Source organism: Burkholderia sp. MSMB1459WGS (assembly GCF_001534535.1).
Taxonomy (GTDB): Bacteria; Pseudomonadota; Gammaproteobacteria; order Burkholderiales; family Burkholderiaceae; genus Burkholderia.
This window is the reverse complement of record NZ_LPMU01000080.1, coordinates 74,458-94,731: the sequence shown is the minus strand read 5'-3', so window position 1 is coordinate 94,731 and position 20,274 is coordinate 74,458. Positions and strand designations below refer to the sequence as shown.

The 20,274-nt window shown below is 69.9% G+C and carries 13 protein-coding genes; 4 read left to right on the top strand and 9 right to left on the bottom strand.

Annotated elements, in window-relative coordinates; genetic code table 11:
- Positions 1–4: 4 nt before the first annotated feature.
- The 9 genes from glgX to WT97_RS30795 all read right to left on the bottom strand — a co-directional run bounded on the left by glgX (position 5) and on the right by WT97_RS30795 (position 15,833).
- Positions 5–2,119 (bottom strand): glycogen debranching protein GlgX, encoded by a 2,115-nt coding sequence (glgX, locus tag WT97_RS30835; RefSeq protein WP_060355019.1) that lies wholly within the window; start codon positions 2,117–2,119, stop codon positions 5–7.
- A gap of 31 nt (positions 2,120–2,150) precedes the next feature.
- On the bottom strand, positions 2,151–4,358 hold the full coding sequence (gene glgB, locus WT97_RS30830) for a 1,4-alpha-glucan branching protein GlgB (RefSeq protein WP_060355018.1): 2,208 nt from the start codon (positions 4,356–4,358) through the stop codon (positions 2,151–2,153).
- Positions 4,355–7,765, bottom strand: a complete 3,411-nt coding sequence (treS, locus tag WT97_RS30825) for a maltose alpha-D-glucosyltransferase (protein ID WP_060355052.1) — start codon at positions 7,763–7,765, stop codon at positions 4,355–4,357. Before treS ends, glgB begins: the two co-directional genes overlap by 4 nt.
- Positions 7,765–11,157 (bottom strand): maltotransferase domain-containing protein, encoded by a 3,393-nt coding sequence (locus tag WT97_RS30820; RefSeq protein WP_060355017.1) that lies wholly within the window; start codon positions 11,155–11,157, stop codon positions 7,765–7,767. Before WT97_RS30820 ends, treS begins: the two co-directional genes overlap by 1 nt.
- A 151-nt stretch (positions 11,158–11,308) precedes the next feature.
- Positions 11,309–11,797, bottom strand: a complete 489-nt coding sequence (locus tag WT97_RS30815) for a phage protein NinX family protein (RefSeq protein ID WP_060355016.1) — start codon at positions 11,795–11,797, stop codon at positions 11,309–11,311.
- 28 nt (positions 11,798–11,825) lie between these two features.
- A complete protein-coding gene (locus WT97_RS30810) occupies positions 11,826–12,617 on the bottom strand; it encodes an endonuclease/exonuclease/phosphatase family protein (RefSeq protein ID WP_060355015.1) in 792 nt (263 codons plus the stop codon).
- Positions 12,608–14,806: a VTT domain-containing protein gene (locus WT97_RS30805; RefSeq protein WP_060355014.1), complete on the bottom strand. Its 2,199-nt coding sequence runs from the start codon at positions 14,804–14,806 to the stop codon at positions 12,608–12,610. The genes WT97_RS30810 and WT97_RS30805 overlap by 10 nt, the downstream gene beginning before the upstream one ends.
- Positions 14,803–15,141 (bottom strand): hypothetical protein, encoded by a 339-nt coding sequence (locus WT97_RS30800; protein ID WP_060355013.1) that lies wholly within the window; start codon positions 15,139–15,141, stop codon positions 14,803–14,805. Before WT97_RS30800 ends, WT97_RS30805 begins: the two co-directional genes overlap by 4 nt.
- Positions 15,138–15,833, bottom strand: a complete 696-nt coding sequence (locus tag WT97_RS30795; protein WP_060355051.1) for an MgtC/SapB family protein — start codon at positions 15,831–15,833, stop codon at positions 15,138–15,140. Before WT97_RS30795 ends, WT97_RS30800 begins: the two co-directional genes overlap by 4 nt.
- 176 nt (positions 15,834–16,009) lie before the next feature.
- Here WT97_RS30795 and WT97_RS30790 point away from each other — a divergent pair, with 176 nt between their 5' ends.
- From WT97_RS30790 to WT97_RS30775, 4 genes are all read left to right on the top strand, one after another.
- A complete protein-coding gene (locus tag WT97_RS30790; protein WP_034209223.1) occupies positions 16,010–16,252 on the top strand; it encodes a DUF6566 family protein in 243 nt (80 codons plus the stop codon).
- A gap of 92 nt (positions 16,253–16,344) precedes the next feature.
- On the top strand, positions 16,345–17,052 hold the full coding sequence (locus WT97_RS30785; RefSeq protein ID WP_060355012.1) for a succinate dehydrogenase/fumarate reductase iron-sulfur subunit: 708 nt from the start codon (positions 16,345–16,347) through the stop codon (positions 17,050–17,052).
- A gap of 425 nt (positions 17,053–17,477) precedes the next feature.
- A complete protein-coding gene (locus tag WT97_RS30780; RefSeq protein WP_060355011.1) occupies positions 17,478–17,666 on the top strand; it encodes an Hpt domain-containing protein in 189 nt (62 codons plus the stop codon).
- Positions 17,667–17,962: 296 nt separating this feature from the next.
- On the top strand, positions 17,963–20,167 hold the full coding sequence (locus tag WT97_RS30775; RefSeq protein ID WP_257128583.1) for an alpha-galactosidase: 2,205 nt from the start codon (positions 17,963–17,965) through the stop codon (positions 20,165–20,167).
- The last annotated feature ends 107 nt before the right edge of the window (positions 20,168–20,274 follow it).

Here is a 20,274-nt window from a genome sequence, read left to right as displayed (position 1 = left end):
GTCCTCACGAAGGGTAATCGGGCGGCACGGCCGCGACCGCGATCACGGCCGCGTGCGCGGCGACGTCGAGCCCGGCTTGCGGCCACGAGCGCGGGCCGGCGTCGGGTGTGGCGGTATCGAGCAGGATGCGGTATTCGAGCACGGGCGCGGGCGGCATGAACGTGATGGTCGCGGCCGACGCGTTCAGCATCACGAGCAACGCCTCGGTGCGGCCGGTGCGGCCGGTGCCGACGCGCCGCATCGTCAGCGCACGGCCTTCGCCGTCTTCCCATGCGGGCACGGTGAGCGCGTCGCCGCGTTCGTCGAACCACTCGATCTCGCGCATGCCAGGCGCGCCGTCGCGGTCGCCCGACGGATAACGCGGCGCCGACATCACCGGATACATGCGTCGCAGCGCGGCGAGCCGCGATACGAAGCGCGTCATCTGCACGCCGTCGTCGCTGTGCGCGAGGTCCCAGTCGAGCCACGACAGTTCGTTATCCTGGCAATACGCGTTGTTGTTGCCCTGCTGCGTGCGGCAGAATTCGTCGCCGGCGACGAGCATCGGCGTGCCGAGCGCGGTAAACAGCGTCGCGAGCATCGAGCGGGCGACGCGCGCGCGCACCTCGCGGATCGCCGCGTCGTCGGTCGGCCCTTCGGCGCCCCAGTTCGCGCTGCAGTTGTCGTCGTGGCCGTCGCGGTTGTCCTCGCCGTTCGCGTCGTTGTGCTTGCCCGCATACGACACGAGGTCGGCAAGCGTGAAGCCGTCGTGCGCGGTGATGAAATTGACCGACGCCCACGTGCGGCGCCGCCCGTGGTTGAACAGGTCGGCCGAGCCCGACAAGCGCGCGGCCAGTTCCGGGCGCTGTCCGGCATCGCCGCGCCAGAAGCGCCGCACGGTGTCGCGAAACCGGTCGTTCCATTCGGCGAAACCGGGCGGATGGCGGCCGAGCTGATAGCCGCCGGGGCCGAGATCCCACGGCTCGGTGATCAGCTTGCGCTGCGCGAGCACCGGGTCTTGCCGCAATGCGTCGAAAAACCCCGCGCCCGGATCGAAGCCGTGATCCTCGCGGCCGAGCGTCACGCCGAGATCGAAACGGAAGCCGTCGACGTTGAATGCGGTCGCCCAGTAGCGCAGCGAGTCCATCACCATCTGCACGACGCGCGGATGCGACATGTTCAGCGTGTTGCCGCAGCCGGTTTCGTCGACGTGGTAACGCGGATCGTCGGGCCGCAGCCGGTAGTAGCTCGCGTTGTCGAGGCCGCGCCACGACAGCGTCGGCCCGAGCTGATTGCCTTCGCACGTGTGGTTGTAGACGACGTCGAGCACCACTTCGATGCCGGCCGCATGCAACTGGCGGATCGCGATGCGCATTTCGTCGAGCCGCCGGGTCGTGAGATACGCGGGTTCCGGCGCGAAGAACGCGGCCGTGTCGTAGCCCCAGTAGTTGCGCATGCCACGATGCACGAGCGCACGCTGCTGCAGGAATGCGTGAACCGGCAGCAGCTCGACCGTCGTCACACCGATCGACAGCAGATGATCGATGAACGCAGGATGCGCGAGCGACGCGAACGTGCCGCGCTCCGGCGGGCGCAGCCCGGCGCGGCGCATCGACGCGCCGCGCACGTGGGTCTCGTAGATCACGGTGCTGCGCCACGGCACGTTCGGGCGGCGGTCGGTGCTCCAGTCGAATGCCTCGTCGACGACCACGGCCTTCGGCATCGCGGGCGCCGAATCGCGGCGGTCGATCGACAGGTCCGCGCGGTTCGAATGCACGCGATAGCCGAACAACGCGTCCGACCAGCGGAACTGGCCGACCAGCTTGCGCGCGTACGGGTCGAGCAGGAGCTTGGTCGGATTGAAGCGGTGGCCGTGTTGCGGCTGGTACGGGCCGTCCGCGCGAAAGCCGTACACGGTGCCCGGATGCGCGTTGGGCAGGTAGCCGTGCCACACCTCGTCAGTGCATTCGGGCAGGTCGAGGCGCGCGAGTTCCTTGCGGCCGGTCGGATCGAACACGCACAGCTGGATGCGCTGCGCATGCGCGGAAAATACCGCGAAGTTGGTCCCGAGGCCGTCCCAGGTGGCGCCGAGCGGGTAGCAGCGGCCGGGGTCGAGACGGGCGGGCAGGGCGGTCGGCATGGGGCGGTCTCCGTGTCGAGGGCGCGGGAAATCAGGCACGTGTCAGCCACAGCGTGGCGAGCGGCGGCAGGCGCAAGGTCGCCGACCACGCCTCGCCGTGGGCGGGCACGGCTTCGGCCCACACGGCGCCGTCGTTGCCGGCGTTGGTGCCGCCGTACGACGCGGCATCGGTGTTCATCAGTTCGCGCCAATGGCCCGGCGCGGGCAGCCCGAGGCGGTAACCGGCGCGCGGCACGGGCGTGAAGTTGCAGACGGCGACGACCAGGTGTCCCGCATCGTCGCGGCGCGCGAACGCGAACACGCTGTTGTCGCGGTCGTCGCCGATCAGCCAGGAGAACCCGGCCGCATGGCAGTCGAGCGCATGCAGCGCCGGTTCGGCCGCATACGCGCGGTTGAGGTCCCGCACGAGCCGCTGCACGCCGCGATGCGCGGGCGCGTCGAGCAAGTCCCAGTGCGGCGACGCATCGTGCGCGAACTCGGCCCATTGCGCGAATTCGCTGCCCATGAACAGCAGCTTCTTGCCGGGATGCGCCCACATGAAACCGAAATACGCGCGCAGCGTCGCGAGCCGTTGCCACGCGTCGCCGGGCATCTTCGCGACGAGCGAGCCCTTGCCGTGCACGACCTCGTCGTGCGACAGCGGCAGCACGAAGCGCTCGGAGAACGCGTACACGAGCCCGAACGTCATCCGGTCGTGGTGATAGCGGCGGTGGATCGGGTCTTCGTGCAGATACGCGAGCGTGTCGTGCATCCAGCCCATGTTCCACTTGAAGTCGAAGCCGAGCCCGCCGTCGCCGGTCGGCGCGGTGACGCCCGGCCACGCGGTCGATTCCTCCGCGACGGTGACGACGCCGGCCGGCGCGCCCGCACCGTGCAGCGTGTCGTTCAACCGGCGCAGGAACGCGACCGATTCGAGGTTTTCGCGGCCGCCGTATACGTTCGGCACCCATTCGCCTTCCTTGCGCGAATAGTCGCGGTACAGCATCGACGCGACCGCATCCACGCGGATGCCGTCGACGTGATAGCGGCGCGCCCACGCGAGCGCCGACGCGACGAGGAACGCGCCGACCTCCGTGCGCCCGACGTTGAACACGCAGGTGTTCCAGTCGGGATGCATTCCCTCGCGCGGATCGGCGTGCTCGTACAGCGCGCTGCCGTCGAATTGCGCGAGCCCGTGCGCGTCGTTCGGAAAATGCGCGGGCACCCAGTCGACGATCACGCCGATGCCGGCCGCATGCGCGCGATCGACGAAGCGCGCGAAGCCGTCGACCGGCCCGAAGCGCGCGGACGGCGCGAACTGCGCGAGCGGCTGGTAGCCCCACGAGCCGCCGAACGGGTATTCGGCGATCGGCATGAACTCGACGTGCGTGAAGCCCATGCCCTTGACGTACGGAATCAGCCGCTCCGCCAGCTCGTCCCACGTCGCGCTGCGCTCCATTTCCTCGGGTATGCGCAGCCACGACTCCGGATGGACCTCGTAGATCGACCACGGCACGCGATAGCGGTCGTGGCGCGGCCGCGCCTGCATCCAGCCGTCGTCGTGCCACGCGAACGCGTCGAGCGCCGCGACGTCGGCGACCACCGACGCCGTGCGCGGCGGCGCTTCGGTTGCGCGCGCGCACGGATCGGCCTTGTGCGGCAGCACGCGCCCGTCGGCCGCGCGCAGCTCGTACTTGTAGCGCTCGCCCGCGCCGATGCCCGGCACGAACAGCTCCCACACGCCCGACGGCCGTCGCAGCCGCATCGGATGGCGGCGCCCGTCCCATCCGTTGAAATCGCCGACCACCGAGACGCGCTGCGCGTTCGGCGCCCAGACCGCGAAGCGCACGCCGTCGGTATCGTCGATGCGCACGGGCGTCGCGCCGAGGCACTCGAGCACGGCGGCCGGGTCGCCGGCCGAGAAGCGCGCGAGCGCCGCGTCGTCGAGCAGCGTGCCGAATGCGTACGCGTCGTCGGTCACCTGGTGCGCACCCGGCCAGTCGATCGCGAGCAGGTAATGGGGCCAGCCGCCGTCGTGCGCGATCGTCCCCGCGAAGCAGCCGGCGCGATCGATGCACGCGAGCGCGCCGAGTTCGGCGCCGTCCGGCGACAGCGCGCGCACCCGTTCGGCGCCGGGCAGCAGCGCCCGCACGACGATCCGGTCGGCCTGTTCGTGCGGGCCGAGGCACGCGAACGGGTCGGGATGCTGGCCGGCGAGCAGTGCGTCGATGTCGGCGCGTTCGAACAGCGTGTCGGTCATGGGTTTCCTCCGTCGTCGGGCAGCACGCCGTCGCCGAGCAGGCGATCGACCAGCGCCGCGAGCCCGCCGACCGGCACGCTCAGCCAGTCGGGCCGGTTCGAGGCTTCGTAGCACAGCTCGTACGACGCCTTGTCGATCAGGAACAGCGCGAGCAGGCGGTCCGCGTAGCGCGGGTCGACGAAGCGCGCGGGCGCGAGGTCCGCGGCCGCGCGATAGCATTCGACGAAGCGGTCGGCGGCGGCCTGCCCGAAACGGTCGAACAGCGCGCGCTTGCGGCCGGCGGCCTGCGGCGGCGCTTTTTCGATCGCGAACTGCGCGGTCGCGCTCACGTACGACAGCGAGCGCAGCAGGCCGGCCACGTCGCGCAGCGGATGCGACTTCGCGCGACGCCGCTCGAGCGGGCGCGCCGGTTCGCCTTCGAAGTCGATCAGCAGCGCGTCGCCCTGCACGTCGAGCACCTGGCCCAGATGAAAATCGCCGTGAATCCGCGTGCATTGCGCATCGAGCGTGCGCGGCACGAGTTCGCCGAGCGCCCGCACGGCTGCGTCGCGCGATGCGAGCAGCGCGTCGGCCGATGCGCGGGTGGCCGCATCGAGCGCGTCGAGCCGCGTGCGCAGCACGTCGAGCGCACGCTCGAACGACGCGATCGCGTCCACGCACCAGCCGTCGACGTGCTCGGGCGTCGCGCGCTCCGGCGCGAACGCGGGATCGTCGGACGGCTGCGCGAGCGCGACGTGCAACTGGCCGAGCCGCGTGCCGATGATGCCCGCGAACGCCGCGTAGCCGAGCAGCGCATCGGGCGCTTCGTCCGTCTCGGCGGCCTCGCCTTCGTCCGCGGCCGGCAGCGCGAGCTCGTCGATCGCGCGCCGCAGGAAATCGAACGAGCGCGTCCACGCGTCGCCCTGGTTGTCGACGTAGCGCTGCAGGATCGCGACCGTGTGCGGCGAGCCGTCCGGATCGACGTGCACGACTTCGCCGGCCAGCGTCGCGGTGTTCGCATAGCCGATGCGCGTCAGGTGCCGGCTCATTTCGGCTTCCGGATGAACGCCGTGCGCGACCTTGCGCACGAGTTTCAGCACGATCGCGTCGCCGATCACGAGCGAGCTGTTGCTTTGCTCGGCCGCGAGCCAGCGCACCTCCGCGTCGTCGCCCGGGTCCAGCCCGACAAGCGCGTCTTCCGGAAGAAAGGCGAGCCGGCCGCCGTCGGCCGTCGGCACCGTCGCGCCGTCGCGCAGCTTGCGCAGCATCCCGCGCGCGAACGCCGGCAGCGCGAACGCGTCGGTCAGGTAGCCGACCGTGTGGCCGCGCCGCACGCGCGCCAGCGCAAGTTGCGTGAACAACGGATGAGACGTCTCGCCGCCCCAGGCGGTCGCGAGCGGCACCACGTAGCGTTCGACGCCGCCGTCGCTTGCGGACACCCACGCCTCCGCATACTGGAACGGCTCGTCCGCCACCGGCGTGACGACGTTCAGCCACGCGTCGCCGATCGCGCGATCCTTCGACGCGAACCAGCGCCGCCGCGCGAGCCACGACGCGAGCGCGTCGTGCGCGAGCGCATGCAGTTGCGAGACGTCCGGCCGCGTATCGCCGCGCCGCATCACGAGCGTCACGTATTCGGGCAGCGGCTCCGCGTGCGGCTGCCGCCACGACGGCTCGCGGCCGTGCTCGGCGAGCACGAACCACAGGAACCCGTACGGCGGGAAGGTGAGGAGATACGGGAGCTGGCCGATCGGCGGAAACGGCGAATCGGACGTCATCTCGATCGGCACGCGGCCCGCGAATTCGGACAGGTCGAGCTCGACCGCCTGCGACGCGCGCGACAGGTTCGCGACGCACAGCACCGGCTCGTGGCCCTCCAGCTCGCGCAGGTACGCGAGCACCTTGCGGTTCTCCGGACGCAGGAAGCGGATCGTGCCGCGCCCGAACGCCTGCGACGCGCGGCGCGTCGCGAGGATGCGGCGTGTCCAGTTCAGCAGCGAATGCGGATCGCGCGTCTGCGCCTCGACGTTGATCGCGTCATAGCCGTACAGCGAGCCCATCACCGGCGGCAGCACGAGCAGTTCCGGGTCGGCGCGCGAGAAGCCGCCGTTGCGATCCGACGACCACTGCATCGGCGTGCGCACGCCGTCGCGGTCGCCGAGGTGGATGTTGTCGCCCATTCCGAGCTCGTCGCCGTAGTAGATCACCGGCGTGCCGGGCATCGACAGCAGCAGCGAATTGATCAGCTCGATGCGGCGCCGGTCGCGCTCCATCAGCGGTGCGAGCCGGCGCCGGATGCCGAGATTCAGCCGCGCGCGCCGGTCGCTCGCATAGGCCTGCCACAGCAGGTCGCGTTCCGAGTCGGTGACCATCTCGAGCGTCAGCTCGTCGTGGTTGCGCAGGAACACGGCCCACTGGTTGCTCGGCGCGAGCGCCGGCGTCTGCCGCATGATGTCGAGGATCGGGAAGCGATCCTCGCTCGCGATCGACATGTAGATGCGCGGCATCAGCGGGAAGTGGAACGCCATGTGGCACTCGTCCTCGTTGCCGAAGTATTCCTGCACGTCCTCCGGCCACTGGTTCGCCTCGGCGAGCAGCATCCGGTTCGGATACTCGGCGTCGATCGTCGCGCGGATCCGCTTCAGGATCGCATGCGTCTCCGGCAGGTTCTCGTTGTTCGTGCCTTCGCGCTCGACCAGGTACGGCACCGCGTCGAGCCGCAGCCCGTCGATGCCGAGGTCGAGCCAGAAGCGCATCACCTGTATCACTTCGCGCACGACGGCCGGGTTGTCGAAATTCAGGTCCGGCTGGTGCGAATAGAAGCGGTGCCAGTAGTACTGGCCGGCCACCGGGTCGTGGGTCCAGTTCGACGTTTCGGTATCCAGAAAGATGATCCGCGTGCCCGCGTATTTCGTGTCGGTATCGGACCACACGTAATAGTCGCGATGCGTGGAGCCCGGCTTCGCACGGCGCGCGCGCTGGAACCACGGGTGCTGGTCCGACGTGTGGTTGATCACGAGCTCCGCGATCACGCGGATGCCGCGCGCATGCGCTTCGCGGATGAAGCGCCGCACGTCGGCCAGCGTGCCGTAGTCGGGATGCACGTCGCGGTAGTCGGCGATGTCGTAGCCGTCGTCGCGGCGCGGCGACGGATAGAACGGCAGCAGCCAGATCGTGTCGACGCCGAGTTCGGCGATGTAGTCGAGCTTCGCGATCAGGCCGGGGAAATCGCCGATGCCGTCGTTGTTCGAGTCGTAGAACGACTTCACGTGCACCTGGTAGATGATCGCGTCCTTGTACCACAGCGGATCGTCCGCACAGAGCGCGGGTTCGCGGCGTCGCGCGCGGCGCCGGCGCGGCGTGCCGGCCGGCGCGAGCGACGGGAACTGCGCGCGCCGTACGTCGTCGAGGGAATCTTCGCGTTTCATCATCCGTGGGCTCCCGAGGAGGGTCGGGCGTCGTCCGGTGCGGGCGCCGCCGCCCGCGCGGCGCCCGGAGACGGCGCGAGCCGCCAGATTGCGTACGGCCGCACGTGCGGGTCGAGCGAGACGTACTGGCGATGGCCTCGCCAGCTTTCCGCGTGCGCGGCGTCCTGTTCGAGCGCATCGAGCGGTTCGCCGTCGGCCAGCCCGAGGCCGCGCCACAGCGCCGCATCGAGCGTGAAGTTCGCGGCCTGCGGATGCCACGGGTCGAGGCTGATCGCGACGGCCACCACGCTGTCGAACGCGGGCGTCGCCTTCGTGAATACGAGCACCGAATCGTTGTCGGCCTCGACGAAGGTGAGCCCGAGATGCGTCTGCAGCGCCGGATGATCGCGCCGTGCGCGATTCAGCCGCGCGATTTCCGTGCCGATGTGCGCGGCCTTGCTCCAGTCGCGCGCGCGCAGCTCGTATTTCTCGGCGTCCGCGTATTCCTCGCTGTCCGGCAGCGGTGCCGATTCGCCGAGCTCGAAGCCCGAGTACAGGCCCCACGAGCCGGCCAGCGTCGCCGCGAGCGCCGCGCGGATCACGAACTGCGAGCGCGGCGCGTTCTGCAGGTGGCGCGGGTTGATGTCGGGCGTGTTGACGAAGAAGTTCGGCCGGAAGAATTCGCGCGCGGGCCCGGCCGTCAGCTCGGTCAGATAGTCGATGAAGTCGCGCTTCGACTCGCGCCACGTGAAGTACGTGTACGACTGCGAGAAGCCGACCTTGGCGAGCCGGTACATCATCCCCGGCCGCGTAAACGCCTCGGACAGGAACACGACGTCCGGATGCCGGCCGCGCACGTCGGCGATCATCCACGCCCAGAACGGCAGCGGCTTCGTGTGCGGGTTGTCGACGCGGAAGATTCGCACGCCCGCGTCGACCCAGAACAGCACCGCGTCGCGCAGCGCGAGCCACAGGTCGGGCAGCGCGTCCGGCGCGTAGAAATCGGGGTTCACGATGTCCTGGTAGCGCTTCGGCGGATTTTCGGCGAAGCGCAGCGAGCCGTCGGGCCGCCATGCAAACCAGCCCGGATGTGCGGCGAGCCATGGATGGTCGGGCGAGCACTGGATCGCGAAATCGAGTGCGATCTCGAGCCCGTGCCCGCGCGCGGCGTCGACCAGTGCACGGAACGATTCGAGCGTGCCCAGCTCCGGATGCACGGCCGTGTGCCCGCCGTCGGGGGAGCCGATCGCGTACGGGCTGCCGACGTCGTCGGGGCCGGCGGTGAGGCTGTTGTTGCGGCCCTTGCGGGCGGACGTGCCGATCGGGTGGATCGGCGGGAAATACAGCACGTCGAAACCCATGTCGCGGATGCGCGGCAAATGGGCGATCACGTTGTCGAACGTACCGTGCCGGTGCGGATCGTCGCTCGCCGAGCGCGGAAACATCTCGTACCAGCTCGAGAAGCGTGCCTTGCGGCGTTCCACGTCGACCGGGTAGGTCGTCGCGTCGTGCGTGACGAACGGGCGGTAGCGCAGCGCCGCGAACGCGTCGGCGAGGGCGGGCGCGCCGATCAGCGCGAGGCGGTCGTCGGGCGACGCGTCCTTGAGCTCGGCGGCGAGCCGTTCCATTTGCGCGACCGCCCGCGGATCGGCCGGCTCGGCGAGCTTCAGCGCGGTCGCGAGCAGCAGTTGCGCTTCGCGCACCTCCAGCGTCACGTCCTGGCCGGCCGCCCGCTTCTTCGCGATGTCGGTGACCAGCGACGCCCAGTCGTCGCGCCACGCGATCACGCGAAATTCATGGCGACCGAGCCGGTCGAGCATGACGCGCGCATGCCAACGGTCGTTCGGCTCGGCTTCGAACGGGATTTCGCGCCAGGCGTCGTCGGCGGCGGCGCGCCACTGGAGCACGGCCGCCAGATGCGCGTGCCCGTCCGTGAAGATCGACGCATGAACGACGAGCGGCTCGCCGATCACGCGCTTGATCGCGAAGCGGCCGTCGTCGACCGACGGCTCGACGCGCTCGATCGCGATCCGGTCGGCCGCGAGCGCCGCCGACAGCACGGTGCGCTCGCGCGCGGCGTCGGGGCGAGTGGTGACGGGCGGCGCCTGCCACGCGTGCAGCAGCGCATACGCGCCGGGCGCGAGCGTGAACGGCTCGAGCGCGGCCGGTGGATGCGTTTGCGCGCCGTCGTGCGTGGCGACGCGCGTGAAGCCGCCCGGCACGCCGGGCAGGATCGTCGCCGGGTCGACCGTGGCCGGCGCGTCGAGATCGGGATTCAACGCGATCAGCAACGCGGTGTCGTCGTGTTCGAGCAATGGACCGGTGCCGCGCAGCAGCGCGGTCGCATGCGCGCCCGGCGCGCTCAGTTGCACGATTTCGCCGCGGGCCGCCACGACGGGCGTGGCGCGGCGCCATGCGTTTGCATCGGCGATCGCGCCCGACAGGTCGAAACGGGCGTGCTCGAACGCGGCACGGTAGCGTTCGGCATCCGCGTCGCGGGCCATCAGCGGCACCGTCACGCCGCGCTCGAAGCCCATCGGCACGAGCCAGCCGGTGCCGACGGCGGCGGCCGTCCACAGCGCGCGGCGATACGCGCGGGCGACGGTGTCGTCGGGTGCGTCGGGCCAGTCGTCGGCGAGACGCGGGCCGTCCGGCGCATCGGGAAACGCGATCGGCGCGCCGATGCGCCGCAGCAGCCGGTGTTCGTCCGCGAACCACGGCGCGCGCAGGTCCCACCAGCGCACCGACGAGAACACCGCGTCGAAACCGGCGGTTTCGAGCTGTGCGAGCGCGTCGCGCGCATGGCCGGGCACGCCGGCGAGCACGGCGACGTCCGGGCGCGTACGACGCAGCGTCGCGCGCCAGCCGGGCCACCAGTCGGCCGGCAGATGATGGGGGGCGTCGATCAGGAAGCCGGCCGCGCCCGCGTCGGCGAACGTCGCGAGATGCGCGCACCACCATGCCGACAGCGCGTCGCGCGCCGCTGCGTCGCCGGCGTTCGCCTGCGCGATATCCAGCGCGTGCGCGGTGCCGCGCGGGTCGATCAGCGCATCGTCGTGCGTGTGCTCGACGTACCAGTCGGGATGGTCGGCGCGCAGCGGGTTCTCGCGCGCGACGCGGTCCGGCACGACTTCGAGCAGCAGCCGCAGCCCGTGGCCCTTCGCCAGTTGTGCGAGCCGCGAGAAGGTTTCGAGTGCGCTGGCGCGCGTCGCGAACGACTGGGCCGGCCGCCGGAAATCGGCCACGTGGCGCGGAAAGCCGGCGACGCTCGCGGCCCAGAACGCGCCGACCAGCACGTGATCGAAGCCCATGCCGGCGATGTGCGCGAAGGTGGACGGCCACGCGTCGAGCGGCCCCACGAGACGGGCGTCGCAGAAGTAGAGGTGCGGAGCGAACGGCGGTGTGGAGTCCATGGCGTGGCGCGGGCGAGTGGCGGCGAGCGGTAAAGCCGGTGCGTCGCAACGCGCGTGCCTGCTGCGCGACCGTCGGCGGGGCGGGGCGTCCGCGGGAATGCGAATTGAAGGGGCTGTCGTTTTTACATGCCTGCCGGACCGGCGGCTGCACTTACATGCGCGGTATCGACCGGATATCCGAACTCTCTCCTGTCGCCGGGGCATCATCCGTGTCCGGAATCGGCGCCCCCGGGTCATACCGCACCACCGCGCCATGTTCGATCCGGTGCGGGAACGGCGGCGGCTCGTCCACCTCGTCGCCGAAGCGCGCGCGCACGAACGCGCGCAGCAGCGCTTCGCGCGCCGTGCGGCCGCGAGCACCGCAGGTCGACGGGCCGTCGACGAAGGTCGCGTCGCATTCGACGGCGTTGCCGTGACCGGCGATCCGCACGTCGGTCACACGATCGAGCACCGCGCCCGCATCGGCCCACGATGCCGAAGGCGCGAACGGCGCATCGAGGTGCCGGAGCGCGTCGCATGCGGCCGTCACGACGACGATGGGCGAGACGGCGGTGAAGCGCAGCGTATCTTCGTCATCCGCGCACAACGCGCGTGCGCACCAGTAATCGAGATCCTTTCCGTCGAGTGCGTCGGTTCGCATGAGCGGGCTCCGTCGTATCGAAAAAAGCTCACCGCGCAAGCGCCGTGCCCGTCGCGGGCGTCGCGCGCATCCGGGCCACCAGCGGGTAGTGATCGGACGCGTGCCGTGCCCGCGCGCTGCGATGCACGACCACGTCCACCAGCAACTCGCCCGGGTGGATCCAGATCCGGTCCAGCGAGAACACCGGGCACACGGTCGGGAACGTGCGCGGCGCAGGCGCGCGCCGGAACCGCGTGACGAGCGCCTGCAGCGCGCGGCCGCGCACGAACCATTCGTTGATGTCGCCGAGCAGGATCACCGGCATCGTGCCCGTGTCGAACGCCGCGAGCAGCCGCTGCACCTGCGCGCTGCGCTCGCTGGCCGACAGCCCGAGATGGGTCGCGACCACGCGGATCGTGCCGGCACTGCAGTCGATGTCGGCGTCGAGCGCGCCGCGCGGTTCGCGCGGGTGGAACGACAGGTCGAGCGTGCGCGCCGCGCGGATCGGGCAGCGCGACAGCACCGCGTTGCCGTAGCGGCGCTCGGGCGTGTCGATCGTCGGGCCGGCCACCGCGTGCATGCCGGTCGCGTCGCGCAGGTGCGCGAGCACGTCCGGCGCGCGCGTGCCGCCGAGCGGTACTTCCTGCAGCGCGATCACGTCCGCGTCGAGTTCGTCGATCACCGCCGCGATCCGGTCGGCCGCGCGCGCGTGCCACACGCCGTAGCCGCCGCGGATGTTGTAGGTCGCGATCCGCAGGTCGCGCCCGCCCGGCGCGGCGACGGGCGCCGCGTCGGCGGTGACGACCTGCGGCGGCGGGGCCGCGTGCGTGCTCAGCGCCATCGTCGCAGCACCCTCACGAGCAGGATCGACACGCCGACGAGCGCGAGGCCGATCGCCGCGAGCCACGCGAACGCGCCCGGTCCGGGATGGCTGAGCGCGGCGGTCAACTGGTGCGCGAACGTGACGGTCAGCACGATGCCGGGCAGCATCCCGAGCGCGGTGCCGACGAGGAAGTCGCGCAGCCCGATGTGCGACGCGCCGGCGACGAGGTTCACGACGGTGAACGGCGCGATCGGCAGCAGCCGCAGCACGGCCATCGCGACCACGCCGCGCCGGCCGATGTGCTCGCTCAGCCGGTTCGCGCGCGGGCCGGCGAGCCGGCGCACCGCGTCGCGCCCGAGCCAGCGGCCGAGCGCGTAGGTCGCCGCGGCGGCCGCCATCGAGCCGAGCCCCGCGTACGCGAAGCCCGGCCACGCGCCGAACACGAGCCCCGTCGCGGCGATCAGCAGCGTGATCGGCACCGCGAAGGTCGCCGCGACCACGTAGGCCGCGAGCAGCAGCGCCGGCGCGGCCGGAAGCCGCGCGATGCCGGCCACCGCGCGCGACAGCGACGCGACGTTCAGGTGCGCGCCCAGCGGCGTGAAGCGCCACGCGAGCGCCAGTGCGGCGATGGCCAGCACGATCGCCCCCAGTACGAAAAAGCGCGCGGTGAGCGAGCGATGCTGCTCGTGCGGAACGAATTCGCGGACGAACCGGTCCGGCTCGATCGGCTGCTCGGGGTCGAGCCGGGCGCTGACCGGCACGAGCGCCTCGAATTGCGGCGACACGGCCGGGTCGAGCGTGCGCAGCGTGCGGCCCGGCTTCGCGCGCAGCCGGTCGAGTACGACGTTCGGCCGCTCTCCGCACGCGAACGCGTCGGCCACCGCATCGGGCGTCGTGCCGAGATGCTCGGCCAGCAGCCGCTCGCGCAGGCGGGCGATCGCGCCGCGAATGCGTGCGTCGCCGGCCGCGACGAGCGCGATGCAGCATTCGGTATCGAGCAGCATCGAGCGGTTGTTCAGGTTCGCGCTGCCGATCACGATGCATTCGTCGTCGACGATCGCAACCTTGCTGTGCACGTTCACGCACGCGTCGCCGAGCCCGTCGACGTGCGGATACAGCAGCCGGTAGCGGTCGAAGCGGTCGGCCGCCGCGAGCGTCGCGTGCAGCCGCGCGCGCAGCACGCCCATCGTCGCTTCCTGCAGCCAGCCGCTCTGCACGCGCGGCGCGACGACCGTCACGTCCGGCCCGTGCGCGTCGGCAAGGCGCGCGGACAACGCCTCGCGCACGACCGCCGCGGTGAAGTACTGGTTTTCGACATACAGGTGCCGCCGTGCGGCGCGGATCCCATCCTCGATGAGCGCGCGCACCTGCCGTACCGGCTCGCGGCCGCCGTGGCGCGGCGCCGTATAGGCGATGCCGAGCCGCACGTCGCGCACGTCGACGCGCGCATCGGGCGGCCACGGGTCGTCGTCGTCCGCCCGGTCGAGATGGCGCCGCGCGCGGATCGCGATCGGGCGCCCGCATGCCTGCAGCCAGCGGGAGCGCGCCTGTTCGCCGATCGCGGCGGCGGCGTCGCCGTCGAACATCGCGTGCACGTCGTGGAACGGCCCGTACGGCATGCCGTGCTCGTCGCGGCGGCGCGGGTCGTCGGCCGCATGCGCGGGCGTGTCCCAGCGGGCGCGCGTCAGGTCGAGGCCGCCGACGAACGCGAGCCGGTCGTCGATCACGACCAGCTTCTGGTGATGCGACGCGCCGCGCGGATGCGCATCGTCGAGCCGGAACCGGATGCCGCGATGCGCGCGCCAGCCGGCCCGATACACGGGCGGCCAGTCGCGCTCCAGCGCGTAGATCATCGCAAAGTCCCACGCGAGCACGTAGATGCGCAGGTTGTGGCGGGTGGATGCGAGCGCGTGCAGAAAGGCCGCGAGCGTGTCGGGCAACGTGTCGTCGGCGCCGCCCGGCGCGAGCCGCATCCGGCTGTCCACGTCCCAGCCGACGATGAACACCGTATGGCGTGCGCGCAGCAGCGCCGCGCGCAGCGTCGAGAAGTACGCGTCGCCGTCGACCAGCATCGCGAAGCGGTCCGCGCCGCGGATCGCTTCGCAGTTGCGCCCGCGCTCGAGCAGGCCGTGCTGCAGCGCGCCGTCCGCCGGCGCGGCGTCGAGCCGGCGGTCGTCGGCGCGGGCGATGCGATCCGGCACGATCATCGGGCGCCGACGTCCCGGTCGCCGTCGAGCCACTGCAACAGCGCATCGCAGCGTGCGCGCAGCGCCTGCAGTTCCGGCGAATCCGCGTCGATCCGCACGCGTTCGCCGCTGTGCGGATCGCCGTGCGCGAGCGCGATCTCGTAGATCTCCTGCGCGATCGTCGCCGACGCGTGCGCGATCCTGATCCGGTCCAGCCAGTCGCATTCGGCGTGGCGGCACGCGAGCCACGCGCGCAATGCGCCGACCAGCTGGCCGGTCGTGAGCCAGGCCCCGCTGCGCATGCGCGCGGCCAGTTGGCTCGTCACGAGATAGGAGAGCAGGTCGGTCTGGGTCACGCGAAACTCCTTGACGAGGTGTCGGGTCGACAGGTCCGTACGCACGCGATGTTTCGCAGCGTCTCGCAGATCGCCGCGAATTCCGGCCCGCTCGTGCGCGAGAACGAGACGGAGATGTCGTCGGTGTCCGGATCGTCGTCCGACTGCTGGACGATGAACCGTTTCACGCGCACGCGGCCGGGGCCGAGCGCTTCGTGCAGCGTGCCGAGCGTCAGGCCGCCGCGCTCGGCCACGAGCAGCAGCGTGCGCTGCTGGCGCTGCGCGATGAAGCGGCGCTCGAGCGGCTTCACGCCCGCGAGGATCGCGAGCACGATCGCGGTTGCGCCGATCGACGCAACCACCATGCCGCCGCCCGCGGCGAGCCCGACGCCGGCCACCGCCCACAGGCTTGCGGCCGTCGTCAGCCCGCGCACCATTTCGCCGCGCAGCAGGATCGAGCCCGCGCCCAGAAAGCCGATGCCGGACACCACCTGCGCGGCGACCCGCGACGGATCGAGCACGACGCCGTTTTGCCCGCGCACGTCCTCGAAGCCGAACGTCGACACCAGCATCACGAGCGCGGCGCCCACGCACACGAGCATGTGCGTGCGCAGCCCGGCGGCCCAGTTCAGGCGCTCGCGTTCGAGCCCGATCACGCTGCCGAGCAGCGCGGCCAGCAGCAGGCGTCCGAGTAATTCGAGGTGGCCGATCATGATGTGCATCCTTTCCGGCCCTGCGCGATGCGGGCCCGTTGCGCTTCGATGCGGAAATGGGACGCAAGCGGCGTGCCGGCCGGGCACGGCGCGTGCGCACGAGGCCGACGGCGTGCGTGGCGCGCCGCCGGCGCGCATTTTTTGCATCGCCATCGCAGATAAGACAGGAGGCCACCGTGGCACATCAACAGGACGCACAGGTTCGGGACCCGTATCGCGGTCACGAAATCCTCGTATGGGCGCGGCCCAACGAGCGAGGCGCGTGGCGCGACGAGGTACAGGTGTACGCCGCCGGCGCGCGCATCGAACTGGCTGTACCGGAGGCCGCCGGCCCCGAATGGCTGACCGAGGTCGAGGCGCTGCGCGCGGGCGTCGAGCGCGGCCGCTATCTGGTCGACAAGCGCGTGGACGACGATTGACCGGCATGGCCCTTGCGGCGCCGTGCGCCGCAACGCCACCCCGCAGCACCCCGTGACGTGAACCCATGCCGGCCCCGCGCCGGGAGGAACCGATGAGCAATCCGCGCACCCTGCATATCTACCGCTACGATCCCGATCGCGACGCGCAGCCGTACCTGCAGCGCTACGAGATCGACGTGGACCCGGCCGACCGCATGCTGCTCGACGTGCTCGGCCGCGTGAAGCGCGACGACGAGACGCTCGCGTACCGGCGCTCGTGCCGCGAGGGGATCTGCGGCTCGGACGCGATGAACATCAACGGCAAGAACGGCCTCGCGTGCCTGACCAACATGCAGACGCTGCCGCGCGAGATCGTGCTGCGGCCGCTGCCGGGGCTGCCGGTGGTGCGCGACCTGATCGTCGACATGACCGACTTCTTCAACCAGTACCACTCGATCCGGCCATACCTGATCAACGACACGACGCCGCCCGCGCGCGAGCGGCTGCAATCGCCGGAAGAGCGCGACCAGCTCGACGGGTTGTACGAATGCATCCTGTGCGCGTGCTGTTCGACGTCGTGCCCGAGCTACTGGTGGAACCCGGACAAGTTCGTCGGGCCGGCCGGGCTGCTGCAGGCGTACCGCTTCATCGCCGATTCGCGCGATCTGGCGACGGCCGAGCGGCTCGACGATCTCGAGGATCCGTACCGGTTGTTCCGCTGCCGGACGATCATGAACTGCACGGACGTGTGTCCGAAGGGGCTGAATCCGACGAAGGCGATTTCGGAGATCCGGACGATGCTGGTCAGGCGGACGGTGTGACGCGTGACGCCTGAATGCGTGCCGTGGAACTTGTGACAACACTGCGATCAGTCGTTGCAGCAGAGGTCGTTGCGCAGTCCGGCCGTCCATCCTGGAAGGCGACATGGCGATGAAGCGCGACGCGCACGACTTCGATGGGTCGTCGTGGAAAGGTCTATCGCTTCGGCATGGTTGCCGGCTGAAACTATGAATAGCGCATGACGTGGGTCGTGGTCGCTGCGTCATTCGCAATGTATCTCAGGATCACCGTGCTGGAGGCCCCGACGTACGTTCGATGCTCGACCATGTGCCTCCGATCGTTCTCGACATTCAGCGCACAAACCTCGAATCCCGGTTCACGTGCCAACCTTCAATCCCGTGCATTTGTCCGCTTAGCCGCCTCCACGCCTCACCGAGGTCATCTTTTTGGTCTCATATAAATCGCCTTGACCGTCAACGTCTGGATGAACGCGATTGTCCAGACGCGCGCCGCGATAGCGAATAAGGATACCGAAGCAATTCTGCGGAATGTGTACGCGATCAAGGGCGCATTTGCGATGGTGCAGGAGCATGCGATAGTCGCGATCCGCGCAGAAATCGAGACGCAGGGCCTGCGGGGCATGTCGACGCGATAAGCGGGTTGCTGGCGAGATCGTCGCACGCCGCGACCCGGCTGCTCGGCTCATGCATCGACAGGATCGGACAGCAAGACGACGCTATCCACGCCGGTGGGAGCGGTCCGGCAGCATGAGACTATCAACCGAAATTGATTGAATCGGTTAAATAATTGCATCTTTCGGCTTGATCGTGGAAATGATCCCAGTATCTGGCCGCGCGTCGCAAAGATTGAATAAACGCCAAGGAACTCACTAATCTGCGAACGCGTGCCGCGCACACGGGTACGCGCCACTCAAATAATCTGGAGACGCAGATGAATTTGAAAAATAAGTTAGGAATATTGACGGTCGGCATGCTGCTGGCGGCCGGCGTGATATCCGGGTGCGGCGGTGACGATACGAGCCCCGCCTCCGTCAGTAGCAGCGTCGCGATGGCGGCTACCGGAGCCGGCGGTACTGGGACGGCCGCGACGTCCGACGGTGGCACGACGACGGACGCGACACCGGCCGCGCGAAAGCAGATCGCCGTGAATCCTCCGCCGATGGGCTGGTCGTCATGGAACAGCCTCGCGGAAGATGTCAGTTTCGATACGATCAAGGCGCAAGCGGACGGGTTGGCCAAGCTGAACGAAAGCATTGCGTCGGGCAACAAATACCAGTATGTGAATATCGACGAAGGCTGGTGGACTTCCCGAAAGCGCGACGCGAACGGCAACTTCATCATCAACGTCGACATGAACGGCAATCCCACCAACCAGTGGCCGGGCGGCATGAAGGCGATGGCCGACTACATTCACGGCAAGGGGCTGAAGGCGGGCATCTATATCGACTCCGGGCCGCAGGGCTGCGGCAGCACGAACGGCGTGCACTTCGTCGGCAGCGATTACGCGCACTACGATCACGATTTCCTGCAGTTCGCTCAATGGGGCTACGACTTCGTCAAGGTCGACTGGTGCGGCGGCAGCGCGGCCGGATACGATCCGCAGCAAGCGTATACGGCCATCTCGCAGGCCATTCAGAAAGCCTACGCCGCTACCGGAAAGCTGCTGGTGCTGAACATGTGCGACTGGGGCACGTTGGGCAAGAGCGGTTATCCCGATGCAGGGTTGGGGCCGTGGGCCTGGGGCGCGGGGATCGCCACGTCGTGGCGTACGACGGGGGACATCTACGGCCCCGGAAGCGGCGTTCCGAAATTCAGCTCGGTGCTGGGCAACTTCAACGGAAACTATCATCCGGAAGGGCAGCACACCGGCTACTACAACGATCCCGACATGATGGTTGCCGGCATGGGCATGACGGCGGCGAACGATCTCGCCCACGTGAATCTATGGGCGATCGCCGGCGCGCCGATGATCCTCGGCAACGATCTGTCGAAGCCGCTTTCGAGCGACAGCGTGACCCTGCTCACCAACCCCGAACTGATCGCGATCGACCAGGATGCGCTGGGACTGCAGGGATTGAAGGTCGCGGACGCCAACGGGCAGCAGATCTGGGCGAAGCTGCTGGCCGGCAGCGGAAGGCGTGCGGTCCTGCTGCTCAACAACGGCGCCACGGCGAGCCCGATGACGGTGACGTGGAAGCAACTGGGGCTGGCTGCGGGCACCCGGGCCACGGTGCGCGATGTCTGGGCGCACAAGAATCTCGGCACGGCCGCCGACGCCTATACGGTCGCGAGCATTCCGGCCGGAGGCACCGTGATGCTGGTGCTACGCGGCAAGGACGCGCCGTCGTCCACGTTCCTGCCGAGCACGCTGTCGGGGGGCGCCGCGTATGCGCATTGCATCGATTGCGCGAGCGGCAGGAAGGTCACAGGGCTGGGCACGGTGACGTTCAGCAACGTCGCGTCGTCGACGGTCGGCGGCTTCGTCCGGATCGCTTACCTGAATGCCGGGCCGGAAACCGCCAAAGCGCAGCTCGGCGTGAACGGCGGCAATCCGACGACGGTGGCGTTTCCGCCTGCCGGCGCGTCCGTTGGCACCGTGACGGTATACGTCGGGTTGAAGTCGGGGCTGAACACGTTGACGCTGTCGAGCCTCGACGGTGCCACGCCGGCGCCCGAGATCGCGTCGGTCGCCGTGGTGGCCGGGCCGGTGAAACTGCCGCCCCCGCCTCCGCTGGCGTACGAAGCCGAGGCGCCCGCCAACACGCTCGGCGGTGCGGCGCGCGTTGCGTCCTGCAACGGCTGCTCGGGCGGCCAGGACGTCGGCTACATCGGCAACGGCGACGGAACCAGCAACGGCACGCTGACGATCAACGGCATCAACGTGGCGGCGAGCGGGACGTACAGTGTGTCGGTCAGCTACGCGAACGGCGATGGGGCGCCGCGTAGCGCGCAGATCAGCTTCGACGGCGCGACGCCGGTCACGGTATCGTTCCCGTCGACGGGCGGCTGGGGGAATGTATCGACGCTGACGGTGACCGGCACGTTCCAGCAGGGCAGTGCCAACACCTTGCGATTCTCGAACCCCACCGGCTGGGCGCCCGACATCGACGGCATCGCCGCTCCGGTGAAGCAGTAACGACGATGCGCGCGGCCTGCCGGTTCGGGCGGGCCGCGCCTTCACGTCGAGCTTGTCGCCCACGCAAGCTGCCGGAAACTTGCATGCGATCGCTGCACCCACCCTCG